This window comes from Flavobacterium bernardetii, from assembly GCF_011305415.1.
Taxonomy (GTDB): domain Bacteria; phylum Bacteroidota; class Bacteroidia; order Flavobacteriales; family Flavobacteriaceae; genus Flavobacterium; species Flavobacterium bernardetii.
The window spans coordinates 1-16,338 of sequence record NZ_JAANOQ010000003.1; the positions used below are offsets into that span (position 1 = coordinate 1).

14 protein-coding genes are annotated in these 16,338 nt (G+C 28.4%); 8 read left to right on the top strand and 6 right to left on the bottom strand.

Annotation, left to right across the window (positions count from 1 at the left end):
• Positions 1-221: 221 nt before the first annotated feature.
• From G6N05_RS06965 to G6N05_RS06990, 6 genes are all read right to left on the bottom strand, one after another.
• Positions 222-1,280, bottom strand: coding sequence for a tyrosine-type recombinase/integrase (locus G6N05_RS06965; protein WP_166126039.1), 1,059 nt, complete (start codon positions 1,278-1,280; stop codon positions 222-224).
• A 205-nt stretch (positions 1,281-1,485) separates the two neighbouring features.
• The gene (locus tag G6N05_RS06970; RefSeq protein WP_166126041.1) at positions 1,486-2,178 is read right to left on the bottom strand and encodes a SanA/YdcF family protein; all 693 of its coding nucleotides are present in this window, start codon (positions 2,176-2,178) and stop codon (positions 1,486-1,488) included.
• 87 nt (positions 2,179-2,265) lie between these two features.
• Complete coding sequence (locus G6N05_RS06975; protein WP_166126043.1) at positions 2,266-3,120, bottom strand: OmpA/MotB family protein; 855 nt, start codon at positions 3,118-3,120, stop codon at positions 2,266-2,268.
• 813 nt (positions 3,121-3,933) lie between these two features.
• Positions 3,934-4,935: a glycosyltransferase family 2 protein gene (locus tag G6N05_RS06980; protein WP_166126045.1), complete on the bottom strand. Its 1,002-nt coding sequence runs from the start codon at positions 4,933-4,935 to the stop codon at positions 3,934-3,936.
• The gene (locus tag G6N05_RS06985) at positions 4,928-5,341 is read right to left on the bottom strand and encodes a hypothetical protein (protein ID WP_166126047.1); all 414 of its coding nucleotides are present in this window, start codon (positions 5,339-5,341) and stop codon (positions 4,928-4,930) included. The genes G6N05_RS06980 and G6N05_RS06985 overlap by 8 nt, the downstream gene beginning before the upstream one ends.
• Before the next feature lie 2 nt (positions 5,342-5,343).
• Positions 5,344-5,790 (bottom strand): type I restriction enzyme HsdR N-terminal domain-containing protein, encoded by a 447-nt coding sequence (locus G6N05_RS06990; protein WP_166126049.1) that lies wholly within the window; start codon positions 5,788-5,790, stop codon positions 5,344-5,346.
• Positions 5,791-5,825: 35 nt separating this feature from the next.
• Here G6N05_RS06990 and G6N05_RS06995 point away from each other — a divergent pair, with 35 nt between their 5' ends.
• From G6N05_RS06995 to G6N05_RS07030, 8 genes are all read left to right on the top strand, one after another.
• Positions 5,826-6,224, top strand: coding sequence for a four helix bundle protein (locus tag G6N05_RS06995; RefSeq protein WP_166126051.1), 399 nt, complete (start codon positions 5,826-5,828; stop codon positions 6,222-6,224).
• Positions 6,225-6,246: 22 nt separating this feature from the next.
• A complete protein-coding gene (gene holA, locus G6N05_RS07000; protein ID WP_166126053.1) occupies positions 6,247-7,248 on the top strand; it encodes a DNA polymerase III subunit delta in 1,002 nt (333 codons plus the stop codon).
• A 272-nt stretch (positions 7,249-7,520) separates the two neighbouring features.
• Entirely contained in the window at positions 7,521-7,697 is a 177-nt protein-coding gene (locus tag G6N05_RS07005) for a CAL67264 family membrane protein (protein WP_166126055.1), read from the top strand.
• A 113-nt stretch (positions 7,698-7,810) separates the two neighbouring features.
• Positions 7,811-9,502 (top strand): energy-dependent translational throttle protein EttA, encoded by a 1,692-nt coding sequence (gene ettA, locus G6N05_RS07010; RefSeq protein ID WP_166126057.1) that lies wholly within the window; start codon positions 7,811-7,813, stop codon positions 9,500-9,502.
• 75 nt (positions 9,503-9,577) lie between these two features.
• On the top strand, positions 9,578-11,767 hold the full coding sequence (locus tag G6N05_RS07015) for an ATP-binding protein (RefSeq protein ID WP_166126059.1): 2,190 nt from the start codon (positions 9,578-9,580) through the stop codon (positions 11,765-11,767).
• A gap of 368 nt (positions 11,768-12,135) precedes the next feature.
• On the top strand, positions 12,136-13,683 hold the full coding sequence (locus tag G6N05_RS07020; RefSeq protein WP_166126061.1) for an ATP-binding protein: 1,548 nt from the start codon (positions 12,136-12,138) through the stop codon (positions 13,681-13,683).
• A 34-nt stretch (positions 13,684-13,717) separates the two neighbouring features.
• A complete protein-coding gene (locus tag G6N05_RS07025) occupies positions 13,718-13,990 on the top strand; it encodes a response regulator (protein ID WP_166126823.1) in 273 nt (90 codons plus the stop codon).
• A gap of 6 nt (positions 13,991-13,996) precedes the next feature.
• Entirely contained in the window at positions 13,997-16,189 is a 2,193-nt protein-coding gene (locus G6N05_RS07030; RefSeq protein WP_166126063.1) for an ATP-binding response regulator, read from the top strand.
• Positions 16,190-16,338 lie beyond the last annotated feature (149 nt).

The window sequence follows — 16,338 nt, forward strand, 5'->3', positions numbered from 1 at the left end:
GTAAATATTCCTCTTTCAATTTTCATATTGTTATCTAATTGTAGTTTTCCAGATTCTGCGGTAAAATAGCCACTAACTCTAATATATACGAAATCGAAATTTCGAATACTTGGTTATTGTTTTGTTATTTAATGTTTTAAGTAAATATATTTAAAAATACGCATTGCGTAAAATGAAATATGGTTTTACTCGTTGTTTCAAATTCAAATATAGTATTTTTTTTACAAAAAATCTAATGGACTAACAATTTTTCTTAAACTATTATCCGTAACTTGGGTGTAAACTAATGTAGTTTTTATATCGCTATGTCCTAATAAATCCTGAATAAAGCGAATATCTGTGCCATTTTCCAATAAATGTGTGGCAAAACTATGTCGTAAACTGTGAACTCCAACTTTTTTTATAATATTAGCTTTTTTAGCAGCAATTCTAAATATTTGTTGAATACTTCTAACGGAATAAGCACCACCATATTGCCCTTCAAATAAATATTCTTTCGGTTTGTAGGTTTTATAATAGTCTCTAAGTTGAGGTAAAATGCTTTCAGGTAAATTTACATAACGGTCTTTTTTGCCTTTTCCACGTACTATAAATACGCGCATGGCTTTGCTATCAATATGTTCTATTTTTAAATTTATGATTTCAGAAACGCGTAAACCCATGCCATAAATTAACTTTAAAATGGTATTGTGCTTTAAGTTTTCTGTATGGTGTAACAAACTTTTTACTTCCGAAAGATGTAACGCTTTGGGTAATATCAATTGTTTTTTTGGCCGAGGTAATTCTAAAAGTAATTGTGGCTGAAGTAATACTTTTTCGTAATAAAATTTTATACCATTAATACGACTATGTAAAGTGTTTTCAGCATATTTCAAAATGTTTATGCAGTGAAGTAAATAATTTTGAACCTCTGTAAGCGTGCAGTTTGTTGCCGGTTTATCTTGAAGGTAATACAAATATTGTGCAAAATCCTGAATGTAGGTTCGAATAGTGTTCGGACTGTAACCAAACAATTGCAATTGATTAACGAGCTTCTGAATTTCGTCTTTGTTTTGATCAGAAATTTTACTTAGTACAAGTTTCCCAATTACGGGCGTTTCCGGAATGTTGAATCGTTTTCTGTATTCAGAATTGTTTGGTAAATACCACATTTTATGTGTGTTACTCCAGTTTCTTCCTACACAGTTTTTAATTTCTGTTAAAAACGGAATGTCATTCGTAATCTTAAAGAAAATGACATTTTTTTCACGATGTTTTCCTAATATAATTTCATAGGGCATAGACAGGTTTATTTTGGCGGTTACAACACAAATCTAATTTAAATTTTTATAGTTTCAAAAAATAAATTTGTTTAAAAAACGAAACGTCTTATGTAGCCCCGATAGGAGCAAAGTACCGTGTACTGCGGATAGCGGGTGTGAAGTTGTTTGAAAAGTGAGACGTCTGCTCCTAAAAAAAAATAATAATTTCTTTGTTGCTAAGAGTTTATTTAGCTTTTTCGATAGTGTCCCAACTTTTCATGCCGTTACCAGAAATCGGAATTTTTTCGCCTAAAAATGTTGGTTTTGAAGAAATGAGCACATCTTTAAAAGCTTTAACTCGAGTCAATAGTTCTCTAATTCTCCAATTGAATCGTAAGGATTCTTTATAAATACTTTCATCAACCGCAAAACCATAGGCTTCAATGCCTAAACTTCGTGCGATATAAACGGAACGATTGATATGAAAATCCTGAGTCACGATAATGGCACTTTTAATTCCGAAAATCTCTTTGGCTCTAAACATGCTATCGTATGTGTCAAAACCGGCATGATCCATGAAAATTTGCTCTTTTTTTATGTTGAAATTTCGTCGTAAAATATATTTTCGCATGCTATTCACTTCGTCATATTCTTTCTGACCGTGATCGCCTGATAATAAAAGGGCTTGGGCTTTATTGGCATAAATAATATTCACTCCAGCAAGTAAACGGTCTTCTAAAACATAAGATAATTTTTCACGACTTACTTTGGCTCCTAAAACAATTATGGCATCTACTTTTGGAAGTTTTTTAATGTCTGAAAACACATAAGCTTCGGTTGATTTTACGATATAAAAATTGATGCTAAAAATAAAAATTCCAATAACGAAACAAGCTATTAGAAATTTTTTGAAGTGTTTTTTTAGAAATGTTTTCATGTGTGATTTTTACCTTTCAAATATATAAAATTTCCCACAAAAAAAGCGACTAATTTCTTAGTCGCTTTTACTATTTTATTTAGAAAATTACTTAGAAAGTGTTTTCATTTCTTTTTCTAACATATCGTAAAATTGGTCGATTTTTGGCATAATGATAATGCGCGTTCTACGGTTTTTGGCTCTGTTTTCTGCTGTGTCATTTTCTACTAAAGGAATAAAAGAACTTCTTCCAGCTGGAATTAATTGTTTCGGATTTACACCTAAATCGTTTTGTAACACACGTACAATTGAAGTCGAACGTTTCACAGATAAATCCCAGTTGTCTAATAATACTGAATTTTTAATCGGCACATTATCTGTATGACCTTCCACCATACATTCGAAATCAGGTTTACTGTTCACCACTTTCGCCACTTTCGCTAAAACTGATTTCGCTTTTAAATTCACATCATAACTTCCGGATTTGAATAATAAATTATCAGCAATAGAAATCATAACTACACCTTTTTCAACGTTGATGTTAATGTCTGGATCGTCAATACCAACTTCACGTTTTAAACTCGTAACTAAAGCCAATGTAACACTGTCTTTTTTTGTTAACGCATCTTGTAAACGGGTAATTTTTAAATCTTTTTCACGTAAACTTTCTAATGATTTTTCTAGGTTTTGAGCACCTTTTGTAGTTAAAACAGTCATTTCTTTAGAACTGTTTATTAAATCAGAATTGTTCTTTTTTAGATAATCCAATTGGCTCATTAAACTACTTCTTTCCGCGTTTAATAAGTCTTTTTCACTCAAACAGCTGTTTAACTTTACAGTTGCTGAATTTAATAAATCTTGAGTTTCTTTTTGTTGCGCTTCTAAAGCTGTGAATTTCTTTTTAGAAACACACGACGTAAGCACAAAGGGAATTGTTGCGGCTAAAACTAGTACTTTTCTCATTTTAATAGGATTTTTTACAAAGCTATACAGAAAAAATCATACCAAAGTGTAACGAAAAGTGAAATTTTAGTTAAAAAAGTTTGGAGTCAGAAGTAGGAAGCTGGAAGTCAGAAGAATAAAATTGAAGTTTTAGTTTTCGAATTTCAGCAATGTTGAAAACTTAAATGACTTATGAGTTTAAATTTTGTTAACCCGTTGGGTGTAATTAGTTTCTGATAAGAATTTTTCGTCAGTTCGAGTGATTTTTGTCAAAAAATCGTATCGAGAACAAGAAAAATTTCATTAAAAACTATTCTCGATACATTTTTTGTTTCGTTTTACTGCACAAAAAACACTCGAATTGACGTTTTTTTTAATTAGATCCAACGGGTTTTATTAATGTGTTTTAGATAGCTTGTCCCGTTTTTTCGGGAGGTGCCCGAAGGGTGGGGTGTCAAATAACTTGACTTTTTTAGGACTTTTCGTTGAATCTTATTAATCTCTCAAGTTTTTTCTTTTTCTGAAAAATCTATGTTCTCTCTTTTAAGCGAAGCGACTTTTTTTTTACATAAAAACCTATGTGCCTATGTGTTTCAAATTAAATCTGTGTTCCTATTTCAATTTAACCCACCAAAATAAAAATTTTATAAATTAATATAATTTCTCCAATCTGTGTTTTTAATATCCAGAATCAAAATTAAAATTATCAGTTAAATCCGTGTTCCTATTTCAATTTAACACCAAAATAAAAATTTTATAAATTAATATAATTTCTCCAATCTGTGTTCCAACTATCCAGAATCAAAATTAAAATTATCAGTTAAATCTGTGTTCCTATTTCAATCTCAAAATCGTAAAAGTCTTCTTTTTCCCAACAAAATAGCTCCAAACAATAGATTTTGTATAAAAATAATTCGTTTTTTGATGAGAAGCTCTCTTTTTTAGATTTCTGGAAAGTAAATGATAAAAATAGAAATGAGCTTTTAATATCGCCCAAGTATGTTTGAATTTTCCTTGAAAGATAAATTGCATGGCTGCCACGCCATCTAAACACAAACGGATGAAGATAATTGGAAACAATTTCCCTTTCGGAAGATTTTTGGTCAGCATTAATAACGAATTTCGAAAATTTAGAAAGGTTTTCTTTGGATTAGCTTCGTTTAAAGTCGCACCACCAACGTGATATACCACAGAAGTCGGACAATATTTTGCTGTAAATCCTAAGTTGTTCGCACGCCAACACAAATCAATTTCTTCTTGATGTGCGAAAAAGTCATCATCAAAACCTTGTAAAGTTCTGTACACTTCTTTTCGGATAAAAAAACAAGCACCAGTTGCCCAAAAGACTTCTGTTTCTTGATTGTATTGTCCTAAATCTTCTTCCAACGTATCAAAAATTCGACCTTTACAAAACGGATAGCCAAATTTATCAATAAATCCGCCAGCGCCACCAGCATATTCGAAATGTGTTTTCTTTTTAAAATCTAATAATTTAGGTTGGATGATAGCCGTTTTCGGTTGGTTATCAAAAATGGCTTCAATCGGTTGTAACCAATTTTCGGTAACTTCAATATCTGAATTTACTAATGCGTAATAAGGTTCTTCTACAAATCTTAACGCTTCGTTATATCCTTTTGCAAAACCAAAATTACCTGTATTTTCAATGATTTTTACAGAAGGAAATTCGTTTTTCAAAACGTCAATAGAAGTATCTGTTGAAGCATTATCCGCTACATAAATCGTAGCATTTCCAGAAAACTGAATCACAGAAGGCAAGAATTGCTGCAATAATTTCGTACCATTCCAATTTAAGATAACTACGGCTGTTTTAGTCAAGTTGTTTATGAATAAAGTTGTTTATTTTATTTTGTTTTTGATTTCTTTCCAATGAAAAATTACCAGAAATCGCATCTGCTTTTTTTGAAAACTTATTGGAAATAGTGAAATAGGTTATAGCTAGTTTTGAATCTGAATCTTGATGGTTTTTACCGAGTATATAGGCAAGTTCAGCTAAGTGTTCTAAATGGGATTCAGTTAATGAGTTTTCATTGATAAGGGCCTCCATTTTATTGTCGTCGAATTCAGAAACGGCTATAAAATCAAAATTGAACGTAGTTTGTATTGCGTTCGAAATTTCTTCTGTAGTTTCTATATTAGAACAGCCTAATGCTTTAGAAAGTAAACTTTTAAGGAATGAACTTAATTGTTCTATTTGTTTTTCTATAGTGTCTCTTTGTTCCATTTTTACTTTTTATATTCAGGCAGCTCTTTCAAAAAAGTATATTGCTCTTTTTCAAAATCCATTTGGCAAAAATAATGATTTAATCCGTTAGTTACCATCAAAAATTCGGCTTTCAAAGTAAAATTATACCGCGCAATTTGGTCAAAAGTGTTTTGAGAAATCGTTACATCTGGTTGTTTGCATTCTACAATTAAAAAAATACTACCGTCTGAATTAAAAATCACAATATCGTATCGTTTACTCATTCCGTTAATTTTCACTTGTTTTTCAACGTTAATCAACGATTTAGGATAATTGCATTCTTCCATCAAATAGAAAACCGTATGTTGTCTAACCCATTCTTCCGGAGTTAACACCACAAATTTTTTTCTAATTTCATCAAAAATAGCAACTTTATTTTCACTATTTTTGAACCGAAAGGAATAAGATGGGAAATTCAGTTTATTCAATGTTTATAGTTTATTGTTAATTGTTTGTTGTTTGAATGGCAAAAATAGAAAAATTTGAGGATTTAGAAATTTGGAATATTTCTCGTGATATTTGTAAAGATATTGAAATCTTGTTTGAAACTACTGGTTTAGGAAAAAGATATTCGATAAAAGACCAGATGGATAGAAGCTCAGGCTCAATTATGGACAACATTGCTGAGGGTTTTGAAAGAAATGGAAACAGAGAATTTATTAATTTTTTGAGTTATTCTAAAGGTTCATGTGGTGAATTAAAATCACAATTGTATAGATCATTTGATAAGAATATAATTTCTGAAGAACAATTTCGAGTAACATCACAAAAAATAGAACTTGTAAAAAACAAAATCGGAGCATTTATGAAATATTTAAATAATTCTGAAATTAAAGGTTTGAAGTTTAACAACAAACAATAAACCAAAAACAACAAACCAAACAATGACTGAAGTAATAAAAATAGTTAACGATATTAAATCTAGAAATTTTAAACCTGTATATTTTTTATGCGGAGAAGAAGCGTATTATATAGATAGAATTTCCGATTTAATTGAAGAAACGGCACTTACAGAAGATGAAAAAGCATTCAACCAGATTGTTTTATACGGAAGAGATACCTCGGTGGAAGAAATAGTTTCTACTGCGAAACGTTTTCCGATGATGGCAGATTATCAGGTAGTTATTGTAAAAGAAGCGCAGAATTTAGTTAAAACGTTTGAAAATTTCGCCAATTATATGGCCAATGTGCAACCAACTACCATTTTAGTTTTTGCTTATAGAGCCAAGCCTGATGGAAGAAAGAAAATATTCAAAACGATTAAAGATATTGGTGTGTATTTTGAAAGTAAAAAACTATACGATAACCAAGTTCCTGAGTGGATTGTAAAAGTTTTAAAAGGTCAGAATTACGGAATTGAACCTAAAGCTGCTGCGATGTTAGCAGAGTTTTTAGGAACCGATTTAGCTAAGATTAATAACGAATTAGATAAACTAAAAATCGTTTTTCCAACCGGACACGTTTTTACGCCAAAAAATATAGAAGAAAACATAGGTTTCAGTAAAGATTATAATATTTTCGAATTGAAATCGGCATTAGCGCTTAGGAATCAAGAAAAAGCATATACTATCATTCATCATTTTGGTTTTAACATGAAAGAAACACCCATGGTATTAGTAACCGGACAAATGTTTTCGTTTTTCTCACAATTGTTACAATTCCATGGATTAAAAGACAAATCCAAATTTAATGCCGCAAAAGCATTAGGAGTCAATCCGTTTTTTATAGAAGAATTCGCTAAAGCTGCTCAAAATTTCCCTATGCGAAAAGTCAGCCAAATTATAGAAGTTATCAGAGATATTGATGTTAAATCCAAAGGAGTTGGTGCAGGTTCTATGAAAGAAGACGATATGCTAAAAGAAATGGTGTATAAAATATTCAATTAATCCGTCATAGTAATCCTAATTCATATTCATTTAAAAGCACCTTTAAAAAGTAGATAAAGTACATATAGTATAGATAAAGTATGGATAGTGTATAGATAGTGTATAGATAGTGTATAGATAGTGTATAGATAGTGTATGAAAAGTGTAGGGGTGAAATTATAAATAACATACTACTTTGGCAATAATTAGGTAGTTTAATTTTAACTAGTATTGTTTCTTTATAGTATAAAAAATCCCGATATTTGCATTCCTAAATTTATAAAATTAATATAATGAACAAAAATACAGTTTTAGCTTGGGCTACGGGTATCATGGTGATAATGGGAATAATTATAATGGGTTTAGCTGTTTACAGATACGATGATGTTGCAGGTTGGGGTTTTGCAGCAGTTGCCGTAGGTTTTTTTGCAAATGCATGGGTTTTTAACGCCTTAAAAGGAAGAATGTAATTCTAATTTGCGATTTAAGAAATACGATTTACGAAGTTTGAGAGTTTTGAACTTGAAACCTAAAACCTAAAACCTGAAACTTGAAACAAAAAATAAACAAATAAAAATAAATTATGTCAGACGATAAGAAAGTAATTTTCTCAATGCAAAAATTGAGTAAAAGTTATCCAGGAGCAGATAAACAAGTACTTAAAAATATATATTTAAGCTTCTTTTATGGAGCAAAAATTGGAATTCTTGGATTGAACGGTTCAGGAAAATCTTCATTATTAAAAATTATTGCTGGTATTGATAAAAATTACCAAGGTGATGTGGTTTTTCAACCAGGTTATACCGTTGGATATTTAGAGCAAGAACCACTTTTAGATGAAACTAAAACGGTTATTGATATTGTTCGTGAAGGAGCAGCAGAAACATTTGAATTATTAGCAGAATTCAATAAAATTAATGACGATTTCGCTTTGCCTGAGGTGTATGAAAACCCTGAGAAGATGGAAAAGTTAATGGATCGTCAAGCAGAATTACAAGATAGAATTGACGCTTCAGGTGCTTGGGAAATTGATACTAAATTAGAAATTGCAATGGACGCGCTTCGTACGCCAGATCCAGAAACACCAATTAGTGTGTTATCAGGTGGAGAAAAACGTCGTGTAGCTTTATGTCGTTTACTTTTACAACAACCAGACGTCTTATTATTAGATGAGCCAACCAACCACTTAGATGCAGAATCTGTACTTTGGTTAGAACAACATTTAGCACAATATTCAGGAACTGTAATTGCTGTAACGCACGATAGATATTTCTTAGATAACGTTGCAGGTTGGATTTTAGAGTTAGATAGAGGAGAAGGTATTCCATGGAAAGGAAATTATTCTTCTTGGTTAGACCAAAAGTCAACTCGTATGGCGCAAGAAGAAAAAGTAGCTTCAAAACGTAGAAAAAACTTAGAGCGTGAGTTAGACTGGGTTCGTCAAGGAGCTAAAGGTCGTCAAACAAAACAAAAAGCACGTTTACAGAATTACGATAAATTATTAAACGAAGACCAAAAAGAATTAGACGAGAAATTAGAAATTTACATTCCTAATGGACCACGTTTAGGAACAAATGTAATTGAAGCTAAAAATGTAGCAAAAGCATTCGGCGATAAATTATTATATGACGATTTAAATTTCGTTTTACCACAAGCAGGAATTGTTGGAATTATCGGACCAAATGGTGCGGGTAAATCTACTATTTTCAAAATGATTATGGGCGAGCAAGAAACAGATAGCGGAACTTTCTCAGTTGGAGATACTGTGAAAATCGCTTATGTGGATCAGTCACACTCAAACATTGATGCAAACAAAACACTTTGGGAGAACTTCTGTGATGGTCAAGAATTAATCATGATGGGTGGACGTCAAGTAAATTCAAGAGCATACTTATCTCGTTTCAACTTTGGTGGAAGTGATCAAAATAAAAAAGTAGCAACACTTTCTGGAGGTGAACGTAACCGTTTACACTTAGCCATGACTTTAAAAGAAGAAGGAAACGTACTTTTATTAGATGAGCCAACGAATGATTTAGATATCAATACACTTCGTGCTTTAGAAGAAGGTTTAGAGAATTTTGCAGGTTGTGCCGTTATTATTTCTCACGACAGATGGTTCTTAGATAGAGTTTGTACACATATCTTAGCTTTTGAAGGAGATTCTCAAGTGTATAGTTTCGAAGGAAGTTTTACAGAATACGAAGAAAACAAACGCAAACGATTAGGTAAAGATGTAACGCCAACTCGTATCAAATACAAGAAGTTAATTCGATAATTTGTAAATAAATTACAGCAAAAATCCTGATTTATTTCAGGATTTTTTTATTTTTACCATATTTCAATTAAAAAAATGAAAGCCAAGTTATATTTTATACTCTTTTTTTTTCTCTTATTCCCAAAATTTATTTTTGCTCAAATTGCTCTAACCAATAAAGAAGAAGCAAAAAAAGTGCTCCAAAAATCCATTGCCGATTTAAATGATTTAAACTGTAAATCATCTTTAAATAATGCACAAAAACTATTGCAATATTCTTTAAGTAAAAACGACAATAGTTATGCTGCCAAGGCTTATAATATTATTGGACTAAACTATGAGGAGTTTTCTGATTTAAAAAAAGCTTTGTATTATTATAAAGAAGGAATAAAATATGCTATAAAAGCTAACGATAAGCAATTATTAGAATACTTATATAACAATATAGGAAATCTTTATTTCTTCGGTTTGGACAATCCTGAAAAGGGATTAGAATATTATTTTAAATCTTATAAGTATTCTTTAAAATACGCAGATAAATTAGAAATTGCTTTTACAGAATTAAATATCGTTGCCGCTTATTTTAGACTAGAAAAGTTTGATGCTGGAAAAGTATATTTAGATAAAATTCTTCCAACTTTAAAGTCAGAAAATGATTTTGAAATGTACATTACTTACCATACATTATTAGGAAACTACAATTCAAATAAAAATAAAAATGTAGAAGCAGAAAAAAATTATAATCTTGTTTTAGAACGATTAAAAGAAAATAATATTGAATTTTTTAAACCTAATGAATTAGAGATTTATAATGAAATTTATAAGTTTTACAAAAAAATAAATAATAAAGAAAAGGCATTGTTTTTTCTTGAAAAACACGATAAACTACAAGACGAATTAAACTTAAAAGAAAGAAATAAGGATGTTAAAATTGCAGGTATTTCAATTGATGAATTAGAAATGAATAATAAAATTCAGAAAGTTTTATCTGAAAAAAAGGTGCAAGATCAAAAAATGATTGCTTCGTCAAAGTTGGTGAAAATGAGTTTGTTTTTCGCAGGAGTTCTATTATTATTTTTAATTTATATGTTTAAAAACTACTTAGATTATAGAAAATTAAATAAAAAACTTTTCGATTCCAACGAACAATTAAAAATCGCTAATATAAAATCGGAAGAAGCTTCGCTTTTAAAATCACAATTTTTATCCAATGTGAGTCATGAACTTAGAACGCCTTTATATGGTGTAATTGGAATGGCTGATATTATCGAATCGGAACATGTTGAGCTAAAGAAAAATAAGTATTTTAAAGCACTAAAATTCTCTTCAAATTACCTGTTGTCTTTAATTAATGATGTGTTGAATGTATATAAAATTGAAGATACAAAGTTTGAATTAATTTATGACAATGTTGAGATTAGAAAAGAAATTTCTGTTATTCGAGAATCATTAGGAATTATTGCTAAATCAAATAAAAACGAATTAAATATTAAAGTTTCGGATGCAGTTCCACAATTTATAAAAACCGATTTAACTCGATTTTCTCAAATTCTAATTAACTTAATTAGCAACTCATTAAAGTTTACAAAAAAAGGTGTGGTTTCCATTAAATTACAACTTTTAGAAGAAGATACTATTCAAAAAATTCAAATTCAAATTGAAGATAACGGGATTGGAATTCCTGAAGAATATTTAGATAAAATTTTCGAAAAATTCGTACAAGTTGATGTCAATTTAAATGAGCAATACAAAGGAACTGGACTTGGTTTATCTATTGTAAAAAGATTAGTAGATTTGTTTAAAGGAGAAATTTCAGTAAAAAGTGAAATGAATAAAGGAACTGTTTTTACGGTAAAAATACCCTATATTGTTGCTGATTGCGAAATAATATTTAAAGATATTACAATGTTAGCACCTAAAGTAAATAAGATAAATTTGAAGATTCTTGTTGTAGAAGATAACAAGATCAATCAAATGGTTACTAAAAAACTTTTAGATAAAAGTGACCATTCATGTAAGATCGCAGAAAACGGATTAGAAGCAATTGAGTTGGTTGAAAAACATAAATTCGATTTGATTCTTATGGATATTCACATGCCGGTTTTAAACGGATTTGATGCTTCTAAAAAGATTAGAGAATTAGGAATTCTAACGCCAATTATTGCTCTGACAGCTTCAGATAAAAATGAAATAATTAATGAAATGGCCATTAATGGAATTAATGATGTTTTAGTAAAGCCTTTCGAAATTAAAGATTTGCAAGTAATTATAGAGAAACATGTGTAAATTATATTTGAAATGATTGAATTTGTAGTTTTACCTCTTCTTTATATTTAAGATATGAAAAATTTTAAATTTATTTTCTTTTTTTTATTGGTTTTCAATATACATTTTTCCCAAACAAATGTAAATAGTGATGAGGAGGCTCAAAAATTATTTACCATTGCGAGTACTAATTTTTACAATCTAAATAATCTATAAAACAAACCGAAAAAATTCTTACTTATTCTTTAAAAAAACAAAATTTTGAACTAGCGGCTAAAGCATATAATTTATTAGGATTAAATTTTGAACAATTTACAGATTATAAAAAGGCAATTGAGTTATATAAAGAAGGAATACTATGTGCTTCCAAAATAAATAACAACGCTGCTTTGGGCTGGTTATACAACAATCTTGGCGGTGTTTATTCCTATAATAATATAGATATTAACAAAGGAACTTATTATTTTAAAAAAGCATTTCATCACACAAAAAATCTTAAAAATAATAGTGATTTTTTAGTGGCAGCACTCAATATTGGCGCCAATTTAATCGAACTAAAACAATACGAAGAAGGTAAAAAATACTTAGATAAATCAAAAGACAAGGTTTTAGTTTCTAATGAAATGGATGTTATTATTTCTATGTATGCTTCTTATTCAGCGTATTATGATTTGTATAAAAATGATTTTAAAAATGCTGAAAAAGCTTATTTTGGCGCTATAGAAGCTGGTAAAAAAGATAATACGCCAGCAATTAGAATGAACTTACTTGATATTTATAAATCGTTTGCTGAGTTTTATAAAAAATACAATAAATTAGAAAAATCTGTTGAATATTATAAACTATATATCGATTTAAACAGTGAAATTTATAACGAAGAACAAAAAAACATACTACAAGGAAAGGATCAAACGTTTAGATTAGATTTAATAAATTCAAGAATTGAAAAAGTTGAACAAGAAAATAAAGATTACGTTAAAAAATTAAATTTCAATAAATACTTTATCATTTTTCTTACCATCTTAGTTTTTACTTTTTTAACTCTAATGTACTTTCTATATAAAAACTTTACTAAAAATATAAAAATTAATAAAAAACTTAAAAAAGCAAATATAGAATTATATAATGCAAAACAAAAAACAGAAGAAATAGCCAAACTAAAAGCTCAGTTCATGTCAACGGTTAGTCACGAATTACGAACGCCTCTTTATGGAGTAATCGGTTTGACTGAGATAATTGAAAATGAACATGCCGAATTAAAAGATAGTAAATACATAAATTCATTAAAGTTTTCAGCAAAATATTTATTGTCATTAATCAATGATGTTTTAAGTTTATCCAAAATTGAATCGGAAAATATTGAGCTTGTTTATGAAGATATTAATTTTAAAAGTGAAATCGAAACTATAGTAAATTCTATGGAAGTGATTGCTAAACAATATTATAATGTTATCACTTTAGATTTAGATCCAGATGTTCCAAAATATATAAAAACCGATAAGACAAGACTGTCTCAAATTTTATTAAATTTATTGAGTAATGCGCTTAAATTCACAAAAGATGGAAACGTTAATATTCATATTTATGTCGTAAATAATTCTGTTTTAAATTTTGAAATTACCGATACTGGTATAGGAATTCCTCAAAAATATATTGATAAAGTATTCGATAAATTTGTTCAAGTGGAAAGAAATTCCGACGAACAGTTTCAAGGAACAGGATTAGGTTTAGCCATCGTAAAACGATTTGTAGATTCATTTGACGGACAAATTCATATAGATAGTGAAATAAATAAAGGAACAACTATTCGATTTTCTATTCCATTAATTTTAGGAAAAGAAGTAGAAAGAAGTACTTCAAATAAAAACGGCATGACTATTGATAATTTGAGGGTTTTAGTGGTGGAAGATAATAAAGTAAATCAAATTGTTACATAAAAAATACTTGAAAAAAACAAGATAATTTTGTACCATTGCTGTAGATGGTTTTCATGCCTTAGAAATTTTAAAAACTAATAAATTCGACATTATTTTAATGGATATTGATATGCCCAAAATGAACGGTTTTGAAACAACAGAAAAAATCCACGAATTAGGAATAACAACTCCAATAATAGCATTAACTGCTTCGGATAAATACGAGTTAGAAGGTGATATTTCAAAGTACAAAATGAATGATATTTTAGTAAAACCTTTCGAATTTACTGATTTGCAAAATTTAATAATCAAACACATAAATTTATAGAATTATATGAGTTCATTAAAATATTTCCTAATAGTATTAATTAGTTTTCAATTAGGATTTGCTCAAAATAAAAAGTATACCTCTAAACAAGTAGATAGTTTGTTTGAGTTAGGTAATAATTATTATAAAAAATCTGATTATTATAATTCATTAAAAGAATTAAGATTTGCCTTAATTGAAGCAGAGAAAATAAAAAATGACACATTAGTATCAAATATTTATAATAGAATAGGAAGAAACTTTGCACAAATTAAAAATTTAGAATTTTCAAATTATTTCTTTAATAAATCTTTAGTATTAGCCAAAAAAACGAACAACTTAAAACATCAAATTCTTGTATTAAATAATTTAGGCAACCTTTTTACAGGGTTTTGTGAAACAAAATCTAATCAAAAAAAGGCTATATCTTATTATAAACAAGCGTTGCGACTTGCAAAAAAAAATAATCTTAATGAAGATATTTGCTTAATTTCAATGAATTTAGCATGGTCCTATTTAAAATTTAAAGAATTTGAAAATGCTAAACCTTATTTAGACGATTTTATAAAGTTACATCCAAAATATGGTAATAAACTTTTTAATAACATCGTTTATATGTTGCAAGCAACCTATTATGAAGGAATTGGCCAATATCAATTAGCTGAAAAAACGTATCAAGATGGGCTAGCAACATTTAGTGAGAAATTAATATTTAAAGAAAAAAAAAGCGAATACTTATATAGATACTCCAGATTATTATCAAAAATAAATAAACCACAAGAAGCTGCATTATACTTAAAACAAGCCGATAGTATTAATGAAATATTTTATAATAAAGAAATATTAAATAAAGCAAAAGAAACTTCTTCAGCTTTAATTTTAGATGCTTTCAAAATCGATAAAATTAAAGCAGACTTTGAATTAAAAAGTAAAGAACAAAATTTAAAACTTAACAAAAATATATTTTACATAACTTTAATATTTCTTGCAATAATTAGTTGTTTTTCTATTTATATTTTAAAGTTATATAAAAATAAGAATAAAATTAATGAACAACTTACCAGTCTAAATATCGAATTAGAAAAGGCTAAACTTGTAGCAGAAGAATCAAATGAAATGAAATCTAAATTTGTTTCTACCATAACCCATGAACTTCGTACGCCGCTTTTTGGAGTTATTAGCTTAACAGAAATTTTAGAAAAATCAGTAATTGAAGAAGAAAGTAGAAGCCATTTAAAATCATTAAAATATTCCGCTAAATATTTATTAAGTTTAGTAAACGATGTTTTGCAAATTTCAAAACTTGAAAATAAAAATTCTAAATTAGAAAAAAGTATTTTCGAATTTAAAAGCATAATCAATTCAGTTAAATTAAATTTAGAACAAATTGCAATTCAAAATAATAATAAATTTGTAATAGAAATAGATGAAAATGTGAATGAGTATTTTAGCTCAGATGAAGTAAAATTGACTCAGTTATGCCTAAATTTAGCTTCAAATGCATTAAAATTTACAAAAAATGGAGATGTAACTATTAAAATTGATAAAATAAATGAAATCGATAATTTACAAGTTATTAAATTTAGTTTTATAGATACTGGGTTTGGGATTTCAGAAATAAATCAGAAAAGGATTTTTGATAAATTTTTTCAAATAACACCTAAAGATAATTTTTTTCAAGGAAGTGGCTTAGGATTAACAATTGTAAATGATATTTTATTACTTTTTAATTCTAAAATTGAATTAAAATCAGAATTAGGTAAAGGTTCTGAATTTAGTTTTATTCTAAATTTAGAAAAAGCATCAAACAGTATTCAGTTTGAAACAGAAGTTATTAATCATGAGTTTAATAATTTAAATGTATTAATTGTAGATGACAACAAAATAAATCAAATAGTAACTTCTAAAACGATTAAAAATTTAAACTGTATACCAACTATTGCAGATAATGGATTTGAAGCTATTGAAATGATTCGATTAAAGGAATTTGATATCGTATTAATGGATATTAATATGCCAGAAATTGATGGGTTTGACACCACTATAGAAATTAGAAAATTTAATAAAAACATTCCAATTATTGCTTTTACTGCTTTTGATAAATCAGAAATTCAAGAAAAAGTACAAATGTCTGGAATTTCTGATGTTTTAAACAAACCATTTACAAGTTCTGAATTAATACATATAATTACAAAATTTACTTCTTCAAGTAACGTATAATTATAAAATACTTTTATAACCCTTGGGTGTATTTAAAAAAAACGTCAATTCGAGTGTTTTTTGTGCAGTTCAACGAAACAAAAAATGTATCGAGAATAGTTTTTAAAGAAATTTTTCTTGTTCTTGATACGATTTTTTGAAAAAAATCA

Excerpts from the sequence above, each read along its gene's own strand:
- G6N05_RS06965 (WP_166126039.1), bottom strand. The coding sequence starts at position 1,280 with ATGCCCTATGAAATTATATTAGGAAAACATCGTGAAAAAAATGTCATT.
- G6N05_RS06970 (WP_166126041.1), bottom strand. The coding sequence starts at position 2,178 with ATGAAAACATTTCTAAAAAAACACTTCAAAAAATTTCTAATAGCTTGT.
- G6N05_RS06975 (WP_166126043.1), bottom strand. The coding sequence starts at position 3,120 with ATGAGAAAAGTACTAGTTTTAGCCGCAACAATTCCCTTTGTGCTTACG.
- G6N05_RS06985 (WP_166126047.1), bottom strand. The coding sequence starts at position 5,341 with ATGGAACAAAGAGACACTATAGAAAAACAAATAGAACAATTAAGTTCA.
- G6N05_RS06995 (WP_166126051.1), top strand. The coding sequence starts at position 5,826 with ATGGCAAAAATAGAAAAATTTGAGGATTTAGAAATTTGGAATATTTCT.
- holA (WP_166126053.1), top strand. The coding sequence starts at position 6,247 with ATGACTGAAGTAATAAAAATAGTTAACGATATTAAATCTAGAAATTTT.
- G6N05_RS07005 (WP_166126055.1), top strand. The coding sequence starts at position 7,521 with ATGAACAAAAATACAGTTTTAGCTTGGGCTACGGGTATCATGGTGATA.
- ettA (WP_166126057.1), top strand. The coding sequence starts at position 7,811 with ATGTCAGACGATAAGAAAGTAATTTTCTCAATGCAAAAATTGAGTAAA.
- G6N05_RS07015 (WP_166126059.1), top strand. The coding sequence starts at position 9,578 with ATGAAAGCCAAGTTATATTTTATACTCTTTTTTTTTCTCTTATTCCCA.
- G6N05_RS07030 (WP_166126063.1), top strand. The coding sequence starts at position 13,997 with ATGAGTTCATTAAAATATTTCCTAATAGTATTAATTAGTTTTCAATTA.